The 17,568-nt window shown below is 39.9% G+C and carries 22 protein-coding genes and 3 tRNA genes; 7 read left to right on the top strand and 18 right to left on the bottom strand.

What is annotated here, in order from left to right; translation table 11 throughout:
- Positions 1-10: 10 nt before the first annotated feature.
- From OFN91_RS04950 to lpxB, 4 genes are read right to left on the bottom strand one after another with little or no spacing between them, the layout of a single operon-like run.
- Entirely contained in the window at positions 11-727 is a 717-nt protein-coding gene (locus OFN91_RS04950; RefSeq protein WP_270873479.1) for a UDP-2,3-diacylglucosamine diphosphatase, read from the bottom strand.
- Between the two features lie 3 nt (positions 728-730).
- Positions 731-1,738 (bottom strand): N-acetyl-gamma-glutamyl-phosphate reductase, encoded by a 1,008-nt coding sequence (gene argC / locus OFN91_RS04955; RefSeq protein WP_270873480.1) that lies wholly within the window; start codon positions 1,736-1,738, stop codon positions 731-733.
- Between the two features lie 9 nt (positions 1,739-1,747).
- A complete protein-coding gene (gene greA / locus OFN91_RS04960) occupies positions 1,748-2,230 on the bottom strand; it encodes a transcription elongation factor GreA (protein ID WP_270873497.1) in 483 nt (160 codons plus the stop codon).
- 32 nt (positions 2,231-2,262) lie between these two features.
- Entirely contained in the window at positions 2,263-3,393 is a 1,131-nt protein-coding gene (gene lpxB, locus OFN91_RS04965) for a lipid-A-disaccharide synthase (protein WP_270873481.1), read from the bottom strand.
- An 84-nt stretch (positions 3,394-3,477) separates the two neighbouring features.
- Between lpxB and OFN91_RS04970 the strand changes: the two genes are divergently transcribed.
- The 4 genes from OFN91_RS04970 to OFN91_RS04985 are packed head-to-tail and all read left to right on the top strand — an operon-like array spanning position 3,478 to position 6,165.
- Entirely contained in the window at positions 3,478-3,960 is a 483-nt protein-coding gene (locus OFN91_RS04970; RefSeq protein WP_270873482.1) for a hypothetical protein, read from the top strand.
- Positions 3,960-4,733, top strand: a complete 774-nt coding sequence (gene surE / locus OFN91_RS04975) for a 5'/3'-nucleotidase SurE (protein WP_270873483.1) — start codon at positions 3,960-3,962, stop codon at positions 4,731-4,733. The genes OFN91_RS04970 and surE overlap by 1 nt, the downstream gene beginning before the upstream one ends.
- Positions 4,730-5,383, top strand: a complete 654-nt coding sequence (locus tag OFN91_RS04980; protein WP_270873498.1) for a tRNA threonylcarbamoyladenosine dehydratase — start codon at positions 4,730-4,732, stop codon at positions 5,381-5,383. The genes surE and OFN91_RS04980 overlap by 4 nt, the downstream gene beginning before the upstream one ends.
- Complete coding sequence (locus OFN91_RS04985; RefSeq protein WP_270873484.1) at positions 5,380-6,165, top strand: DUF817 domain-containing protein; 786 nt, start codon at positions 5,380-5,382, stop codon at positions 6,163-6,165. Before OFN91_RS04980 ends, OFN91_RS04985 begins: the two co-directional genes overlap by 4 nt.
- A 421-nt stretch (positions 6,166-6,586) precedes the next feature.
- Here the strand turns inward: OFN91_RS04985 and OFN91_RS04990 are convergent, their stop codons facing one another.
- The 9 genes from OFN91_RS04990 to OFN91_RS05030 all read right to left on the bottom strand — a co-directional run bounded on the left by OFN91_RS04990 (position 6,587) and on the right by OFN91_RS05030 (position 12,150).
- On the bottom strand, positions 6,587-6,967 hold the full coding sequence (locus OFN91_RS04990; RefSeq protein WP_270873485.1) for a hypothetical protein: 381 nt from the start codon (positions 6,965-6,967) through the stop codon (positions 6,587-6,589).
- A gap of 27 nt (positions 6,968-6,994) precedes the next feature.
- The gene (locus tag OFN91_RS04995) at positions 6,995-7,840 is read right to left on the bottom strand and encodes a thiamine-phosphate kinase (RefSeq protein WP_270873486.1); all 846 of its coding nucleotides are present in this window, start codon (positions 7,838-7,840) and stop codon (positions 6,995-6,997) included.
- 129 nt (positions 7,841-7,969) lie between these two features.
- Positions 7,970-8,764, bottom strand: a complete 795-nt coding sequence (locus tag OFN91_RS05000; protein WP_270873487.1) for a class I SAM-dependent methyltransferase — start codon at positions 8,762-8,764, stop codon at positions 7,970-7,972.
- A 69-nt stretch (positions 8,765-8,833) separates the two neighbouring features.
- Positions 8,834-9,958, bottom strand: a complete 1,125-nt coding sequence (locus OFN91_RS05005) for an ABC transporter permease (protein WP_270873488.1) — start codon at positions 9,956-9,958, stop codon at positions 8,834-8,836.
- Complete coding sequence (locus OFN91_RS05010; protein ID WP_270873489.1) at positions 9,955-10,869, bottom strand: ABC transporter ATP-binding protein; 915 nt, start codon at positions 10,867-10,869, stop codon at positions 9,955-9,957. Before OFN91_RS05010 ends, OFN91_RS05005 begins: the two co-directional genes overlap by 4 nt.
- A complete protein-coding gene (locus OFN91_RS05015) occupies positions 10,866-11,792 on the bottom strand; it encodes an HlyD family secretion protein (protein ID WP_270873490.1) in 927 nt (308 codons plus the stop codon). Before OFN91_RS05015 ends, OFN91_RS05010 begins: the two co-directional genes overlap by 4 nt.
- A 107-nt stretch (positions 11,793-11,899) precedes the next feature.
- Positions 11,900-11,975 (bottom strand) — tRNA-Lys (locus OFN91_RS05020).
- Between the two features lie 17 nt (positions 11,976-11,992).
- Positions 11,993-12,069 (bottom strand) — tRNA-Asp (locus OFN91_RS05025).
- A gap of 5 nt (positions 12,070-12,074) precedes the next feature.
- A tRNA-Val gene (locus OFN91_RS05030) sits at positions 12,075-12,150 on the bottom strand.
- 118 nt (positions 12,151-12,268) lie between these two features.
- On the opposite strand from OFN91_RS05030, the gene OFN91_RS05035 reads away from it, so the two are divergent.
- Positions 12,269-12,856, top strand: a complete 588-nt coding sequence (locus OFN91_RS05035) for a transglycosylase SLT domain-containing protein (protein ID WP_270865254.1) — start codon at positions 12,269-12,271, stop codon at positions 12,854-12,856.
- A 57-nt stretch (positions 12,857-12,913) separates the two neighbouring features.
- Positions 12,914-13,717, top strand: coding sequence for a 3-deoxy-8-phosphooctulonate synthase (gene kdsA / locus OFN91_RS05040; protein WP_270873491.1), 804 nt, complete (start codon positions 12,914-12,916; stop codon positions 13,715-13,717).
- Between the two features lie 57 nt (positions 13,718-13,774).
- Here the strand turns inward: kdsA and OFN91_RS05045 are convergent, their stop codons facing one another.
- The 5 genes from OFN91_RS05045 to OFN91_RS05065 all read right to left on the bottom strand — a co-directional run bounded on the left by OFN91_RS05045 (position 13,775) and on the right by OFN91_RS05065 (position 16,708).
- Entirely contained in the window at positions 13,775-14,593 is an 819-nt protein-coding gene (locus OFN91_RS05045) for a hypothetical protein (protein WP_270873492.1), read from the bottom strand.
- 150 nt (positions 14,594-14,743) lie between these two features.
- Positions 14,744-15,595, bottom strand: coding sequence for an ATP-dependent nuclease (locus tag OFN91_RS05050; protein ID WP_270866685.1), 852 nt, complete (start codon positions 15,593-15,595; stop codon positions 14,744-14,746).
- Between the two features lie 265 nt (positions 15,596-15,860).
- Positions 15,861-16,040 (bottom strand): hypothetical protein, encoded by a 180-nt coding sequence (locus OFN91_RS05055; protein ID WP_270873493.1) that lies wholly within the window; start codon positions 16,038-16,040, stop codon positions 15,861-15,863.
- Positions 16,025-16,159, bottom strand: coding sequence for a hypothetical protein (locus OFN91_RS05060; protein WP_270873494.1), 135 nt, complete (start codon positions 16,157-16,159; stop codon positions 16,025-16,027). The genes OFN91_RS05055 and OFN91_RS05060 overlap by 16 nt, the downstream gene beginning before the upstream one ends.
- Positions 16,160-16,708 carry a hypothetical protein gene (locus OFN91_RS05065; protein ID WP_270873495.1) on the bottom strand — a complete coding sequence of 183 codons (549 nt, stop codon included), beginning with the start codon at positions 16,706-16,708 and terminating at the stop codon, positions 16,160-16,162.
- Positions 16,709-16,745: 37 nt separating this feature from the next.
- Between OFN91_RS05065 and OFN91_RS05070 the strand changes: the two genes are divergently transcribed.
- Positions 16,746-17,111, top strand: coding sequence for a hypothetical protein (locus OFN91_RS05070; RefSeq protein ID WP_270873496.1), 366 nt, complete (start codon positions 16,746-16,748; stop codon positions 17,109-17,111).
- The last annotated feature ends 457 nt before the right edge of the window (positions 17,112-17,568 follow it).

A 17,568-nucleotide genomic window follows, 5' to 3' on the forward strand; every position in this document is an offset into this window, starting at 1 on the left:
TATCTAAGTTTTAATTTAAGTTTTTTGAAAAGAGCTCAAAATTTTGGCTATTTTGCACCTCGTAAATTTTCTCACTCACGGCAAATGAGTTTAAATTTATATATTTTACGCCCTCAAATTCTAAAATTTCATCTTGGTGATAATGCCCCTCGATTACGATAGGCGCGGTGTAGTTGTGGATTTTTGGCTCGATATAGGATTTGAAATTCTCAGCCTTTTTATACAAAATTTTATTCTCTTGGCTTTTTAAAATCATTTTTGAAATTTTAAAATTTAGCGCACAATCGATTTTATCCATAAATTTCAAAAACGCCCTATTTCGCAGTGATAAAAGCGCAAATTTTGTCAAAGCTGGCAAAAAAATATCGCCGTGAGAGATTTGGATTTTTTCGCCTTTAAAGCTAAAATTTGCCGGCTGGGCGCAGTTTGCAAAGACCCTTGCGTGCGGGAAAATAGCCTCTAAATTAAAATCGTGATTTCCCTCGAAATAATAAATTTCGCATTTTTGCGAAATTTCGTTGATTATGGTGATATATTCGGCGTAAAATTCGCGCACAAATGTCGTATTTGCGAGGAAATCAAACATATCGCCAAGCATGAAAATTTGCGGCGGCAGTGTTTTCGCGCCCCTTAAATTTCGCAAAAATTTCAGGAAATTTCGCTTGTTCGCGTTATCGTGCGCGTCGCTGATAAAAACAGCTCCGGGCTTTATTTGCAGATTTTCCACGATTTAAATGCTATTTCCTAGGCGTGGCAAACCCTCGCCCACATCGTAGCCAAACATCAAATTCGCATTTGCCACAGCCTGACTTGACGCGCCTTTTAGCAGATTGTCGATTGCCGAGTTTATCCAAATTTTATCCCCTTGCGTTTTGACGAAAATATCACAAAAATGCGTTCCTGCGACATTTTTCACAGACACTGGCTCACTACGCACACGCACGAAAGGCGAATTTGCATAAAATTCGCGCAAAATTTTCTCCGCGTCGATACTCTCTTTTAGCACGCCAAAGACGCTTGCAAGCATTCCGCGCGTAAATGGGGCTAAATTTGGCACAAAAGATACGCTAAATTCCGCGCCATTTATTAGGCTAAGTTGTTCCATAATCTCGTCTGCGTGGCGGTGAGTGAGTGGTGAGTATGCGTTTATGTTTTCATTGACGCTCACGAAATGGCTAGTGGCTTTTAGCCCCTTGCCTGCGCCACTGACGCCACTTTTTGCGTCGATAAAAACGCCAATTTTGCTATCCATGTATTTCACAAACGGCGCAGCAGCTAGAACCGAGCATGTCGGATAGCAGCCAGGATTTGCCACTAGCCTTGCAGAAGCGATTTTTTCGGCATTTAGCTCAGCCAAACCATACACAGCGTGGGCTAAATTTAGCGGGTCTAAATGTTTGGTATAGTTTTTCTCGTAAAGTTCAAGCGATAGGCGATAATCCGCGCTTAAATCCACGACTTTGACGCTAGGAAATTTTAAAATTTCACTCGCAAACTCCATTGCCTTTTCGTGCGGAAGCGCCAAAAACACCACATCGCAACTTTGCGCGGCAGTTTTTGGATCTGCTATTTGCACCCTCATATCCAAAATCCCAGCCAACTGCGGGAAAATCTCAGAAATTTCGCCCTCACTAGTAGCGGCAAGATACGAAATTTCAAAGCCTTTGTGAGCTAGTAAAATTTTAACTAGTTCAAGCCCAGTATATCCCCCTACGCCGATGATTCCAGCTCTTTTCATAGTCTCGCCTTAAAATTTAATCGGTTTGTAGCTAACGCTAATAATCTCGACATCTCTGGTGCCACTTGGCAAGCTTAGCACCACTTCATCGCCCTCGGCCTTGCCCAAAAGTTGGCGCGCTAGCGGGGTGTTGATATTAAGCAGTCTTTTGGAAATATCAGCCTCCATAAGCCCCACGATGACATAGGTTTCCTCGATTTCGGTTTCCACATCCATGAAAGTCACGGTAGAGCCGAATTTGACCTTATCGTGCTCATAGCTTGCGGGATCTATTATGCGAGAGCGCGAGAGTATGTCGTTTAGCTCGGCAATGCGAGAGAGCAAAAACGCCTGTTCCTCGCGCGCCGCGTGATACTCGGCATTTTCCTTCAAATCGCCGTGATCTCGCGCGATATCGATTTGTTTGATGATGTGCGGGAGTTTGACATTTTGGAGCTCTTTAAGCTCGGCAGTGATTTTTTCGTATCCGTAAGAGGTCATGGGTTCTGTGATACTCATAGCAATCCTTTTTCAAATTTTTCTAATTATACTTTAAATTTCGCGTTTGTCGTTAAAATTCGCGCCACATTTTTCGCACTTGGCATAGCCAAATACTCTCTAAGCTCCACGCAAGCGCGCGCAAAGCGCTCATCATCGCGCAGGGCGTATGCGTCGTAGAGATTAGCCACACTCACTTCTTCTTGGATTAATTCTTTGTGAAGCTCGTCTTTTTCGCAAAAATCAAAGATTATGTTTGCAAGGCCGACATGTTTTAGCTTCACAAACCTGCGCGCGATCGCGACATCTAGGGCTTTGGCTTTGTAGCAAAGCACAAAAGGTGTGCCAATAAGGGCAGCTTGCAGGGTCGCAGTCCCAGAGCAGATAAAGGCAAATTCGCTTTTTACTAGGGTTTTTATAGCATCAGTTTCTATGCTAAAACCGCGCGTATCGCCGTAAATTTGCTCCACCTTATCCGCCAAAAATGGTGGCACAACTAGGCTAAATTTTAAATTTGCATTTTCGCTTTTTAGCTTTTCGGCTAATTCCCTATAAACTGGCATAAGCCGCGAAATCTCAGCCCTGCGAGAGCCCGGCATAAAGGCGATTAGGCCGTTTTTTTCATACGAGTTTTTGCGCTCTTTGATTTCATCTAAAAGCGGGTGTCCTACGAAGCAAAACCCGCTTTTATCGCTTAAATTTGGCAAATTTTCAAAATTTAGATCCAAAATTTTAGAATAAAACTGCCTCTCAAACTGCCAAATTCCACACAAAAAATCGCAATTTTCTTGCAAAGCTTTGACTCTACCGCGCTTCCACGCCCAAATTTGGGGCAAGATATAATACACTATCCTCGCACTCGCGCCCGATTTTTTCAGAGCCTTTGCAAGGGGCAGGTTAAAGGCTGGGCTATCGATTAATAGCACCACATCGCAGTTTTTTGCTAGCTCGCACATCTGCTTTAACGCCCTTTTTGCCTTGAAAATCAGCGGGATAATCTCCACAAACCCCATTGCCGAAAATTCGCTCGATTTATACAACGGCTCGCCGTGCGCGCTAAATTCCTCGCCAAAAATACCATAAATTTTAGCGTTTTTATCGAGGGCTAAAATTTCACGCAAAACCTCGCTAAAATGCAGATTTGCAGACGGCTCCAAACACGAAATCAAATAATTCAAACTCTTACCTTTTTTAATTTTTGGCAATTATATCAAAATGTGCTAAAATTAAACATTTTTAAATTTTAATCACAAGGAAAAATTATGCAAAAATCCCTAATTTGCGCCATTTGTGCGCTATTTGTGGCAGGGTGCGCTTCCACTCCGAGCTACCAAAAAATGCAAATCGACGAACCAGATAGTGCCATAAAAGTGGCAAAGACAATGACCGCAAACAACGCCCCAGAGGGTATCGCAAGGCAAATCAGCGATAGTTTTCGCGCTCACCCTGGCGCGCAGGCTGATTTTAACGGCGCAAGGCTAGTAGATGTTACAAACGAGGGAGCTAGCGCGATTTACCACTTCGAACTATCCTCAAAATGGGGCGAAATGAGCCCAAAAAATAAGGAAAATTATCTCAAATCCTTCCAAATCGTCCTAGCAAATCAAGCTTGCAACTCGCCTAGCAAGCGCATTTTGCTTCGACATGGCGTGAAATTTAGCCATAGATTTTTCTACGATGACCCAGCCTCGCCACTCTCATCTAGTGATGTCGATGAGAGCTTTTGCCTAAGCAAGGGGCTTTAATGCACGAAATTTTAATCACAAACGACGATGGCTTCGAAGCTAGGGGACTTTTAGAACTTGCGAGCGCACTAAGGGATATCGCGCATATCACTATCGTAGCCCCAAGCTCGCAAAAATCCGCCTGCTCGCACTCTCTCACGCTCACTCGACCGCTTCGCTTCATCGCAATCGGCGATGATTTTTACAAACTCGACGACGCTACGCCTAGCGATTGCGTGTATCTCGCACTTCAAGCCCTGTATTCGCGCAAACCCGACCTTGTGATTTCTGGCATAAATCACGGCGCAAATATAGCCGAGGATATCACATACTCAGGCACTTGCGGAGGGGCTATGGAGGGGGTTTTGCAAGGAATTCCTGCAATCGCAATCAGCCAGTATTACAGCGCAGATTCACTGGATAAATACGGATTTAGCCTAGCTTGCAAATTAGCGCGAAATTTGGTTAAAAAGATTTTTGCTACCGGTTTTCCGCTTCCGCCAAAGCAGTTTTTAAATTTAAATGTCCCGGCTGTGAGTGCGCCCCAGTTTTTGGGGCTAAAATGCGCGAGGCTTGGCGAGAAATTTTACGGACACGACGCCACGCTAAATCGCAATCCGCGCGGCGAAGAGTATTACTGGCTAGGAAATGCGGTTTTTGAGTTTGATAGCGAAAAAAACGCAGGTAGCGACATAGACCTTTTGATGAAGGGCTATGCTACGCTCTCGCCGGTGCAGTTAAATTTGACCGCAAATGAGCAATTAAAGGGGCTTGAAGAGTGGATTATGAAATAAATGATCGCTTCACCAGAGCGCGCTGGATTTTTGGCGAGAAATTTGAAATTTTGCAAAATGCGCGCGTGCTTGTGTGTGGCTGTGGTGGCGTAGGAGGCGCACTCATCGAGGCGCTGTATCGCAGTGGCGTGGTAAATTTAAGCGTGATTGACTGCGATGAATTTGACATCACCAATCAAAACAGACAATTTGCAAGCGAAAATTTAGGCGAGAAAAAGGTAGAAGTTTTCGCGCGTAAATTTGAAGGCGTGCGCGCAATCTGCGCCAAAATAGATAGCGAATTTTTAGCTGGTTTTGACATAGGCGAATTTGACTTCATAATCGACGCAATCGATGATGTGGGCGCCAAAATCGCGCTTGCCACGCTCGCACACGAAAAAAATGTGAGATTCATAAGCTCTCTTGGCGCAGCCAAACGGCTGAACCCCGCCAAAATCGAAATCGCCTCCGTGTGGAAAACCCACACCGACCCATTTGCGCGCAAATTTCGCTACGAACTCAAAAAAGCAGGATTTTGCGGCGATTTTCCTTGCGTTTTTAGCTCCGAGCTTCCGCGCTGCGAAAAGCTTGGCAGTTTCATGGGCGTAACGGCTAGTTTTGGGCTTTTTATCGCCAGTTATGTCGTGCGAAATCTAATAAACGAAAAATGAAATTTTTCATCGCCGAATTTTGGGCTTTTGGGCTAAAACAAATCCAATCCTGCATTTTTGCTGGCTCATTTTTTGTGCTACTTTTCGCCTCAAAATACCTAAATTTGGGCTTCATCGCGCGCTATGATTTTTTGCTAATTTCGGCTTTGATTTTGCAAATTTTGCTTGTGGCGTTTAAATTCGAAAGTCTTCGCGAGCTTTGCGCGATTTGCCTTTTTCACGCCATTGGGCTAGCCTTAGAGATTTTCAAAACCCACCCAGCTATCGGCTCGTGGAGTTACCCTGAGGCGGGAGTGTTTAAAATTTATGGCGTGCCACTTTATAGCGGATTTATGTATGCGGCGGTGGGAAGCTATATGATTCAGGCATGGCGAATTTTGCATTTACGGCTAGAAAACATGCCCCGCTCACACGCTAGTTTCGCCCTTTGCGCGCTAATTTATGCGAATTTTTTCACGCACCATTTCATAGGTTATGATTTTCGCTATGTCCTATTAATCGCTGTTTGCGCGCTGTATTTTCGCGCGAAAGTCTATTTTCGCCCGCGCCAAAGAGAGTATGAAATGCCACTTATCCTTGCGTTTTGCCTAATCGGATTTTTTATCTGGGTTGCCGAAAATATCGCTACATTTTTTGGCGCATGGGTTTATCCCAACCAAGCCAAGAGCTGGCAAATAGTTGGCTTTGGCAAGATTTCTAGCTGGATTTTGCTTTGTATTATTAGCTTTATTATCGTGGCGATTTTGAAGCGAATAGAGGGCAAAATTTTAGATAAAAGCTAAATTTCGCTAACTCAACCCAAAAATACTGCGTCCGAAATTTTGCTTTTTCAAAATTTTACCCAAAACTATAATCTCAAAAAATTTTGCGAAGCAAAATTCAGTAAAATAAATGCGTGCGTAGCACGCCACCTTGTAAGCGTCGCCCGGGTGGGGGTGCGGGGGCGGGCGGGCCTCGCCACTCTGAGCGCCGCCCCCGCAAAAAAGGATTAGACTTAAAAATTTCTAGCGGTTCGCAATTATCAAAAAGAAACAAAAATTCAAAATTCTGCCATTTACCCTACTTTTAATTTAAGCTTTGGCGATTGCCACGCCGTGCTTTCACACGGCTCGCAATGACACTTAAAAGCAAATTTTGGGCGTAGCTTTTAAAATTTACAAAACACGATTTAGAATTTTAGACTTAATAGTCAAAATTACAAATTTATCGCAAACAATCCTTATTTGAAACTTCGTATTCATAAATATTATCCAAATTTTGCGTTTTAATAATTCGTTTAAAAGTTAAATTTGCATTGCGAATATTAACAAAATCTTCGCTATTACAATATCTATTTTTTACTATTTCTCCAATAAAAAATAAAAAATTTGATTTCTCTTTTTCGCCCATTTTTTCTAAATCAACAGAAAAGATACTATCGTGTGTTAGAATATTGTTTTCACATTTTATTTCACGCAAAGTAGTAAAATTATCCATTACTTCTCCTTTTAACCTTTCGATTTTTTCTTGTGCAAATTTGTTCTTACAACCGTCTTCGCCAAAAGCAAATACGCTTAAAATAGCTACTATAACTAACTTTTTCACAAAAAACCTTTCTAAAAATTTGCAAATTTACTCGCTAAAATGGTGCCTTTCACCCTTGAATTCACAAGTATTGTCTAAATTTCGATCCTCTGCCTTGCCAATGACGCTAATCGGGGTTTTGGTTTTGGAGGCGATTTCGTAAATTTTGCTAAGAAATTTTGGCTCGAACGCGAATAAAATCTCATACTCTTCGCCCGAGTTTAGCACATATTCTTTGGGGCTAACAAGCCAGCTCATACCCACGCCGCTAGCGCGCAAAAGGCGCTCCAAATCCTGCCCAAGCCCGTCGCTGATATCCATAGACGCGCTTATGTATTTGGCGGCTTTGTAGAAAAATTTCGCCCTGAGTTCTGGGCGGAGCATGCGAGAATTTGGCGAAATTTCGGTTCTTTTACCCCCACCTAGCAAAATTTGCAAATCAATTCCCACATAGCCGAGCTTGCCCGTGTGCGCGATCAAATGCCCGCACTTCGCACCATTTCTGAAAATCGGCTTTTTGCACTTGCCTATCATCGTGATACTAATGTAAATTTTATCGTCGCTAATCGTATCCCCACCGATAATCTCAATGCCCCATTTCTGCGCGGTTTCGTTTAACCCAGCGCACAGCTCGTCAATCTGGGCGGTGGTAATGTCCCCGGGTAGCGAAAGCCCGATTAGAGCATATTTTGGCTTAGCGTTTTTGGCGATCATGTCCGAGATATTTACCAACATGGCTTTCGCGCCGATTTCGTGCATGCTAAGCCACTCGCGCCTGAAATGCACGCCCTCGACAAAAAGGTCCTTGCAATACGCCAAATCGCCCACGATAGCGCAATCATCGCCGTTTAGTTTGCTTTTGAATTTCGTGTAAATGTAGGCCTCTTTGTCCATTTGCTAACCTTTTTCGCAATAATTAAATTTTGCTATTATATGAAATTTAGCTTAAATTTATGGGGTAAATCAAAAAGCTGTGGCGATACCGAAGCTCGTTTTGATGCGCAATCGTTTCGCGCTCATTTTTTATTTTCGCAAATTTAATCTCAAAATAAACGCTAGGTCAAATTTATCCACAAATGCCATTGTAAGGCGAGTGGAGAGTTTTGTTTTATTTTTTAGCATTTTTCGTGCAGTGGTGAAAAACGGCGTTTTGCTTAAAATTTCACACTCGCACTTACTAGCAAATTCGCCCATGTTTTGCACACAAAACTCCATTTTAGCCATATTTTCGCCAAATCTACTTACATAAAAATTCGCGCATCTTATGCCAAATTTTGTCGTAGCATCAAAAATAAGCTCGGAATTTTTAAAATTTGCCTTTAAATTTGCGATTAAATTTAATATTTTTTTCTCGGTAAAATACATAAAAACGCCGTTTGCGATGAAAATCGTAGGCAAACTTTTATCTAAAATTTCGCTCCATTTCATATCAAACATATCGTCACTAATCAGAGTTTCATTATCATTTTGCGGTAGCAAATTTTGCCTAAATTCGATAACTTCTGCCAAATCAACGCCGTAAAATTTCGCCCCATTTTTGCCAAAACGAAATGCCAAAGTCTCCAAGCCACAGCCCAAATTTACGACATTGCAAACGCCGTGCGTGGCAATGAAATCCTTTATCATAATGTCGGTTTCATAGTATCTTGCAGCAGAAGCCAAAGACTCGTATTCGGACGAAATTTTTAGGAATTTTTGCGGGATTTTATCTTCAAATTTCATCGCAGTTTCATCGTAAAAATACTGCTTGAAATTTTTACTTGCATGAATTCTTGCAATCAACGGAATAAATAGCGTATTTGCGATTTTATTTTGCATAAATATCCTTTTGACGGGATTTTCTAAATTTCAATAACGATATATTTTATCAAAAAATGCTTAAATTTCTCAGTCCAATGTGTTTTTGTAGGCTTTTAGCGTCAGGGCGGTGATTACAAGCACGATTAGGCAAAGCGGGGCAAGGTTTGGCAAAACATCGGCAAATTGCGCGTTTTTTAGCATTATCGCGCGACAAATTCGCAAAAAATATGTCAGTGGGAAACACTGTCCCAAAAACTGCGCCCAGCTTGGCATGCCTAAAAATGGGAACATAAACCCGCTTAATAGCATTGATGGAAGCATTACGAAAACCGACATTTGCAGGGCTTGGGTCTGGTTTTTGGCGATTGTCGATATCAAAAATCCTAATGCCAAATTGCAAACAATGAAAATAAACGAACAGAAAAAAAGCAGTGCCAAAGAGCCTAAAATAGGCACTTCAAAGAGAAATTTCGCCATTATGATTATGAGAGAGGTTTGCACAATACCGATGAAAACAAACGGCGTGATTTTGCCAATCATCACTTCGAACGGGGTTACTGGCATGGAGAGCAGATTTTCCATCGTGCCTAGCTCGCGCTCCCTCGTCAGCGATAGTGCCGTCATCATAACGCCAGTAAAAATCAAAACCATGCCGATTAGCCCAGGGATTATGTTGTATCTCGTAAATCCCTCTGGGTTGAAATTTCGGTGAAGCAGAATTTCAAATGGCGGATTTTTGGTGCGCAGATGAGCCAGATTTCCTTTAAATTCTTTATTTATCACGCTTTGGCTGACTCCAGAAATCGCGCTTATAGCCGACGATACAGCCACTGGATCGCTAGCGTCTGCTTGAAGCAAAATTTTAGGATTTTCAGCGCGGATTATACCCTTGGTAAAATTTTCGCCTATATTTAGCACGAACAAAACTTTCCCCTGTTTTAGGAGCTTTTCGCCGGTTTTGTCATCTGAGATTTCGGCGACTATCCTAAAATAGCCCGAATTTTCAAGCCCACTTACAATGCTTCTGCTAAGCGGCGAATTGTCCCTGCAATTAAGCGCCATGGGCAGGTTTTTGGGGTCCATATTTATGGCGTAACCAAACATCAAAAGCCAAATTATCGGGATCGCCACGACCATGCCAAATGTGGTTTTATCGCGTCTTAGCTGGATTAGCTCTTTTTTGACGAGGGCTTTTATGCGCGCTAGCCTCATTTAAGCGCCTTTTTTAGGTAATACACAAAGGCATCTTCTAGCAAAACCTCGCTTTTTTGCCACGAAAGTTCGTGTTTAAATTCATAGGTTTGCAGGATTTTTTCTAGCCTTTGCTCATCTTCGCCACAAATTCGCAAACTCTCTCCAAACATCGCTGTTGTGGTGATTTCGTCCATGTTTTGCAAAATTTGCGCCAAATTTGCCAAATTTATTCCGCCAAGTATAAACGAAAAAAGCCCAGTTTGCCTAGCGACGCTTTTTGGCGTGCCTTTGACGACGATTTTGCCGTTTGCGATATAGACCAACTCATCGCAACGCTCAGCCTCGTCCATATAGTGCGTGCTCACAAGCGTAGTAATTCCCTCGTCCCTGAGCCTGCCAAGCTCGTCCCAAAACTCGCGCCTAGCCTTTGGATCGACGCCTGCCGTGGGCTCATCAAGCAACAAAATTTCAGGCTTGTGCAGTATGCAAGCACTAAGCGCAAGTCTTTGTTTCCAACCACCAGAAAGTCCCCTGCTTAGCTGATTTTGTCTATCTATAAGGCCTAAGTTTGCAAGTGTTTCGTCGATGATTGTTTTCGAATTTGGGATTTGATAAATTTGGGCTACGAATTCTAAATTTTCTCTTATCGTCAAATCCTCCCAAAAGCTGAATTTTTGGGTCATGTAGCCGACTTTTTCACGGATTTTATCGCTTTGGGTCAAAACATCGTATCCTAAAACCTGACCTTTTGCGCTATCTGGGGTCAAAAGTCCGCAAATTAGCCTGATTGTCGTGGTTTTGCCGCTGCCGTTGGGGCCTAAAAATCCGTAAATTTTGCCACGCGGGACTTGAAGCGAGATATTTTTTATGACCTCTTTGCCGCCGAAACTTTTTCTTAGCTCGCTAACATCGATTGCAAATTCGCTCATTTTATTCTCACGCTAACGCCCAAACCCGGCTTAAATTCGGTGTTTGGCGCAAAGGTGGCTTCGAGCATAAAGACCATTTTTTCTCTGCTTGCGACGCTGTAAATCACGGGCGGAGTAAATTCGGCGCTTGGCGAGATATACGAGATCACAGCTGGTTTTTCGCCCTCGCAGCCGTCGCACGAAACTCCGATTTCATCGCCGATTTTGAGCTTTGCAAGGATTTTTTGTGGCACAAAAAATCTGACTTTGATATTTTGCGGTTCTAAAATCGATAAAACCGGGCTATTTGCGCCAACAAATTCGCCTTTTTTGAAATAAATATCGTAAATTTGACCGCTGTGTTGCGAGACGGCTGTGTTTTTGGCAAAGATTAATTTTGTTTTTTCTAAATTTTGCTCAGCAATGGCGATATTTGTTTTTGCGATTTCGATTTCATCGTCCCTGGCGCCAAGGTTAGCTGTTTGTAACACTGCCTCGAATTCCGCGACTTTGGCTTTTGCAGTGTCGAAATTCGCAGATTTTTGGTCGAATTCGGATTTGCTTATGGTGTTTGATTTGAAAAGTTTTTGCGCTCTAAAAAACTCTTTTTGTGCGTTCTCAAAGGCGATTTTAGCGGAATTTAACTGGGCATTTAGGGCGGAGATTTCGCTTTGTCTTTTGCCTTTGATTAAATTTTCGTAGTTTGATTTTGCCTTATTTACTTCGTTTTGGGCGATTTTTAGATCTGCTTCGCCAAGAGCCTTATCTACGCAAAAAAGTTTATCTTCTGGCGAAATTTCTTGCCCTTTTTGGACATAAATTTCATCTAAAATCCCAGGATTATACGGCGAAATATAGGTAAATTCAGCCTCTATGTAGCCATTTAGTAGCTCTTGCGAGTTTGCAAATGAAAAAAGGAAAATTAGCAAAAAGAAATTTTTCATAAAATACCCAAAAATTGAAATCTGGCGATTATATCAAAAGAAAAATAAAATTTATATAGATTTTAAGCCAAACGCTTTAAGGATTAAAAATTATGTGGATAAAAAAGTGGTGTCCTGCGTTGGATTCGAACCAACGGCCCCCTCATTAAAAGTGAGATGCTCTACCGACTGAGCTAGCAAGACACGGATTGTAAAGTAAGTGGCGCGATGGATGGGGCTCGAACCCACGACCTCCGCCGTGACAGGGCGGCATTCTAACCAGCTGAACTACCATCGCACAAGTGGTGGTCGCTATAAGACTCGAACTTATGACATCCACCTTGTAAGGGTGGCGCTCTACCAACTGAGCTAAGCGACCATTTATTAAAAATGAAATGTGATTATATATCGATTGATATTAAATTTCGCTTAAATTGGAGAAAAAAATCGAATTTTTTGCTATACTCACGCAAAGCTAAATTTAATAAGAAAGAGTTATGAGAAATTTTATACTGATTTTATTTTTTTCATTGCGATTGTTTGGGTATTCGCACGCAGATATTACAAATTCCATCGCGTATGTCGCCACAAACGAGGGCGTCAAACCCGAAATTTTATACACAATCGTAAAAATCGAAAGCGATTTTAACCCCTTTGCGATTTCATTTCTCACAAATAAAGCAAACGCCGATTATTTCGCCACCCTAAGCAGTCCAAATGCGCGAATTCGCACTAGCAATTACAGCCTAAATCGCTCCAAATGGGTCGTGGCGATCCACCCCATAAACGAAGCCTACGCAATCCAAATCGCAAAAGAACTCTACGAGGACGGCTTTCCTATCGATGTGGGACTTGGGCAGCTAAACGCCGTAAATTTCGACAAAAGCGAGATTGATTATATCTTCAACCCCGTTTATAATCTCACAAAATGCGCCAAAATCCTGCGCAAATGCTGGAACGCCAAAAACAAAAATATAAAAGACACAATCGAGTGCTATAATTACGGCATGCGCAAACGCTATTCCAACCCCTACTACAAGCGATTTTACGAGCATTACGAGAAGATGTTTGGCAAGCCGTATTAAGATTAATTATTAATTAAATTTGGTTAAAATAGCCGAAATTTAAACAAAGGATAGAAAATGATTTTAATCGCAGGACCTTGCGTCATCGAAAGCAAAGAGTTAATTTTCGCGGTGGCTGAGAAGCTTCGCAAATTTCACGAAATGGACGGAATCGATTTTTATTTTAAAAGCAGTTTTGATAAGGCAAACCGCACGAGTATCGCAAGCTTCCGCGGTCCGGGGCTTAAAAAGGGCTGCGAAATACTAGCCGAAGTGAAGGAAAAATTTGGATTTAAAATCCTAACCGACATTCACGAAAGCGCCCAAGCTGCGCCTGTGGCGGAGGTCGCCGATGCGTTGCAAATCCCGGCGTTTTTGTGCCGCCAAACCGATTTGCTCGTAGCGGCAGCTAAAACAAAAGCGGTAGTAAATATTAAAAAGGGGCAGTTTCTTGCACCGCAGGCGATGAATCACAGCGTGAAAAAAGTCCTTGAAACGCGCGGCGTAAAAAGCGCAGGTTACGAGGCTGCCAAAGAAAATGGCGTGTGGCTGTGCGAGAGGGGAAGCACCTTTGGATACGGAAATCTCGTCGTAGATATGCGAAGTTTCCCGATAATGCGTGAGTTTGCGCCCGTGATTTTCGACGTGACACACAGCGTGCAAATGCCAAGCGCAAACGGTGCGACAAGCGGTGGCGATTCTAAATTTGTGCCATATTTAGCAAGAGCGGCGGCGGCTGTTGGAGTCGATGGGTTTTTCTACGAAACACACCTAAATCCGTGCGAAGCCTTGTGTGACGGGCCAAATATGCTAAATTTAGACGAACTAGAAAAAAATATTAATGAAATTTTGGCGATTAAAAAAGCGCTAAAATTTGCCTAAATTCACCCCAAATTCGCACCCAAATTTCGCGGGTGCGAATTGATTGCTTAACCAATTTTATTCATTATTTCTGAAATTTTTGTATATTTCACTGATTAAATCAAAAATTTTTCTAAAATTTTCAAAATTAAATTCACTTGAATTTGCTATTACATACTCAGCAAATTCGTTTTTTGAAGCTAATCTTGCGTTATCTCTAATAGCTTGTAATTTGTTATTGTCCGTAGAGAATAATTCATTATAATCACTAATTGGGTTTTTATCTGCGCCTTTTACAATAAATTTATCATCACTGGATTTTCCAATTTTATCAAAATCTGCACCTAAATATAATCGCTTACCATTATTTAATGTTTTGGTAATTTCGTCATTTGAATAATAGTGTTCTATGCAAATTTTATCATCCCTTTTTCTTTCTTTATTTTCCAAAAATGGTATTAAGCAAGCATAGACATTATTACCTAAATTTTTAAAGTTACTCTCTATCCAATTGTTTATCTTATTCTCGTCTCTATCAAATAAGCCAATAATAATATTATTATTGTTTAGTTTGGATAGATAATTCAACATTGGTTGTAATTCAGTATATCCTAGCGTTTTAGTTTCATTAAAATCATAAAATTCAATTTTATTCAAAAGTTCTTCGTCTAAATTTTCTAAACAACCAAAAGCTGTTTTAATGTGTTTAATGTCTGTTTTTCCTTCTGTTATAAGTAAAATTTTGTCTGTCAAATTTGCTAATTTGTTCTTTAATTTTTCATTTTCTTCCAATATTTTTTTTGAATTGTTTTGTAATTCTTCTTTCTTTTTTTCTACATACGGAGCAACAAGTGGCATAAGTCCCATTTCTTCATCTATATCATCGACTTCGTTCATATCATCGCGATTGTTAAATAAATTTTTTTCAGTATTTTTTTGGATTTTTATTGATATATTTCGAATCACCATTTATAGATTTACTAACATAATAAAGTTTTGAGCTTTCCTCTTTTCCTTTTAAATAAAAAAATGGAGAGTGAGTTGTTATTAAATTTGTTTATCTTTACTCATTTCATACAATTCATCAGCCATTTTAGAACAAGATGTAAATTCTATACTATTTTCTGGTTCTTCGTATCCCCAAATAAAAATTCTTTTTACTTTACTTGATTCCATATTGTCATCTATATATTTTAAAATTGATGGTATATGACGAGTCCTGATGCCATCACCACGACGAGCTAAATTTATCTCTTTTACAAAATTATCACTAGTTGAAAATTCTAGATTTTTAAACAATACACTAAGATTTTTTGGCATTTCAATAACAGAATTTATATCTAGCGTATTACTCAGCGTTTCGGTTAAATTTTTTGTTATTTTTTGCAATTCATCTGAATATTTTTTATTTATATTAGATAAATTTTTATCAGCACTATCCATCATAGAATCATACATCTTAGACATTAAGTCTTTAAAATATTCATTGCTTTTGATTGCCGGGATGTATTGATATTTTATTTTATTTTCTAATAAATTTCTTGTTTTTGACCTTGACGAAACAATGTCGTTCATATTGTCGCCAAAAAAACCATTTTGTCTCCAAATTTTTTTCCAAGTTATCACATTATCTTTATATTTCTTTGAAGGTAAATTAAAAGCAATAGAAATAGTTATCTCTTCTGCCTTTTCATTACGCTTTTTAGCAAATTTAGAATAATCTCTGTCGAAATCAAATTCTGTATTAAAATCAGTTTGTTTATTAAAAAATAAATTTAAAGCTTTAAGAATATTCGATTTGCCACAATCGTTGTTTCCAACTAAACAAGTAAATTTGTCAAATTCTATCGTTTGTTCCACAATTGAACGAAAATTTTTAATCGTGATACTTTTTATCATATAATCTAAACTTTAAAAAATAATTTTTATCAAGTATTCTATCTAAATAGCATTTATAAAAAAACAAAAATTTAGCAAGCTTGCGCAAATTCAGTGAATTCAAAAAAAATCTAAATCCGCAAATTTAATACCAAAAGTCAAGTTAAATTGTAAAATCCACAAAAGTAACCTTATTTTAAAGCTGCTAAACTCTGCACTTACTACGGCTTCTACAAAGTCCTCTGCAAAAAATTGTTAAAAATAAAATTTACTTCATTTTTTAGCATTAAAATTCCGCTTGATGAAACATAATCAAAAAGCTATTTGCTAAAATTCTAATCACAGGTGCAACCACGCCCCAAACTAAAAACGCCAAAACCACGCCCAAAATCGGTCTTACATATTGTGAATGCTTGTTTATAAAGCCATCTATGGCAGACGCTGTTTTGGCTATAAAATCAGCCAAAAAATTACTAAGTGGCAAAACGCCTCGCCAATACTAGCTCCAAGGTTTAAAAGCGAAATTTTAAGCCTTTCAAAGCCACTTTTAGCCGTGCTAGCTACTTCTGGGGCTTTTCCCCGCACTTAGCATAGTGCACCCAAAGCCGCTGCACTATCTGTGCTAAGTCCTAGCATATTTGCATTTGAAGATGTTCTATTTAGTATGTTAAAAAGTTCGCTAGATTTTACCATTGACATTTTATCGTCTAAAAAATTCATCTGATTTGCCAAAATTTCTATCTTGCTCACATTTACGCCGTATTTAGCACTAAGCGCCTTTATATCAGAGCTCATTTTGGCAAACTGCTCTTCGCTTTCAAACTCTATGTATTTTTTCACATCTACCATAGCGCTTTCATAATCCACGGCTAGCTTTACAGGCACGCTAAGTGTGCCTAGCTTGGCTAGTGCAGAAGGAATTTTAACAAACTCATCATCAAGCATAGCTTTTGCTAGGTTTATGCTTTTTGTAGCGCTGCCTAGATTTGCTATTTTTGCATTTAGCGCGCTCACATTTGCTCCTGCTTTTTGCAGCGAAGCGCTTATTTGCTCAAAAGAGCTATTTAGCTTATGAATACTTGGCGGTCCTTTTATCGCCACACCTAAGACTACGCCTAATGCCGCATCTTCCATGACTTGACACCTTTTTTTATTTTATATAATCCTTTTTATGAAAAAGGTTATAAGATACTCTGAGGGCTTTATAATAGCTCTAATCCTTTCTATCCACTCTTACGAAGGCAACATAAGCGCAAATGAAGCGTGGCTTCATACATTTTTGTTCGCGACGCTTCTGTGGTGGCTAGGCTATAAATTCACAGAGGGCTTTGGCGCTGGTGAGCTTAGTGATGAGAGTTTAGAAATATATAAAGAATTTGCCATCATAGCTTTTGGCATTAGCGTTGCTTTTATATGCTTTATCTTATCTTTTTTTATACACCTAGAAGCAAGTATTGTCGTTTTTTGCGCCATTGCCTTATTTAGCTTTTTTTATCACCCTTTAATGTTTCTTTTAAAGCGCATTTTTCGCTTTTAAAATTTTCATTGAAATTTCTAAAAACTCGTTGAATTCAGCCAAGAAAAAGCCTTGTTTTCTTTAAAAATCACGCCTTTTATCAATGATAAAATGATTATAAATTTTGGAAAACACCGAATCGAATTTACAATGACATTTAGCAAAATTTATACACTCTCTATCGTCATTGCAAGCGTGTCTAACATGCGAAGCAATCTACGAATAACAATCACCAAAAATGTGAATTTTGTGTCATTGCGAGCATAGCGAAGCAATCCGGGGAAATTTAGATAAATTTTGATTAATTTTAAATTCTCTATAAATTTTACTGGATTGCTTCGCTCGTTACACTCACTCGCAATGACAGCTAATTTAGCATAATGACAATGGTTAGCGTATCGGGGCAGTATTTCGTAATGAGATAAATTTTGCGAATTTTAAAATTTCAAGCTACGGGCTAAATTAAAAACTCAGCCCA

The organism is Campylobacter sp. JMF_08 NE1 (genome assembly GCF_027737875.1).
GTDB lineage: Bacteria > Campylobacterota > Campylobacteria > Campylobacterales > Campylobacteraceae > Campylobacter_B.

Coding starts and splice junctions, on each gene's coding strand:
- argC (WP_270873480.1), bottom strand. CDS start 1,738: ATGAAAAGAGCTGGAATCATCGGCGTAGGGGGATATACTGGGCTTGAA.
- OFN91_RS04970 (WP_270873482.1), top strand. CDS start 3,478: ATGCAAAAATCCCTAATTTGCGCCATTTGTGCGCTATTTGTGGCAGGG.
- surE (WP_270873483.1), top strand. CDS start 3,960: ATGCACGAAATTTTAATCACAAACGACGATGGCTTCGAAGCTAGGGGA.
- OFN91_RS04985 (WP_270873484.1), top strand. CDS start 5,380: ATGAAATTTTTCATCGCCGAATTTTGGGCTTTTGGGCTAAAACAAATC.
- OFN91_RS04995 (WP_270873486.1), bottom strand. CDS start 7,840: ATGGACAAAGAGGCCTACATTTACACGAAATTCAAAAGCAAACTAAAC.
- OFN91_RS05000 (WP_270873487.1), bottom strand. CDS start 8,764: ATGCAAAATAAAATCGCAAATACGCTATTTATTCCGTTGATTGCAAGA.
- OFN91_RS05005 (WP_270873488.1), bottom strand. CDS start 9,958: ATGAGGCTAGCGCGCATAAAAGCCCTCGTCAAAAAAGAGCTAATCCAG.
- OFN91_RS05010 (WP_270873489.1), bottom strand. CDS start 10,869: ATGAGCGAATTTGCAATCGATGTTAGCGAGCTAAGAAAAAGTTTCGGC.
- OFN91_RS05015 (WP_270873490.1), bottom strand. CDS start 11,792: ATGAAAAATTTCTTTTTGCTAATTTTCCTTTTTTCATTTGCAAACTCG.
- OFN91_RS05035 (WP_270865254.1), top strand. CDS start 12,269: ATGAGAAATTTTATACTGATTTTATTTTTTTCATTGCGATTGTTTGGG.
- kdsA (WP_270873491.1), top strand. CDS start 12,914: ATGATTTTAATCGCAGGACCTTGCGTCATCGAAAGCAAAGAGTTAATT.
- OFN91_RS05045 (WP_270873492.1), bottom strand. CDS start 14,593: ATGAACGAAGTCGATGATATAGATGAAGAAATGGGACTTATGCCACTT.
- OFN91_RS05050 (WP_270866685.1), bottom strand. CDS start 15,595: ATGATAAAAAGTATCACGATTAAAAATTTTCGTTCAATTGTGGAACAA.
- OFN91_RS05065 (WP_270873495.1), bottom strand. CDS start 16,708: ATGGAAGATGCGGCATTAGGCGTAGTCTTAGGTGTGGCGATAAAAGGA.
- OFN91_RS05070 (WP_270873496.1), top strand. CDS start 16,746: ATGAAAAAGGTTATAAGATACTCTGAGGGCTTTATAATAGCTCTAATC.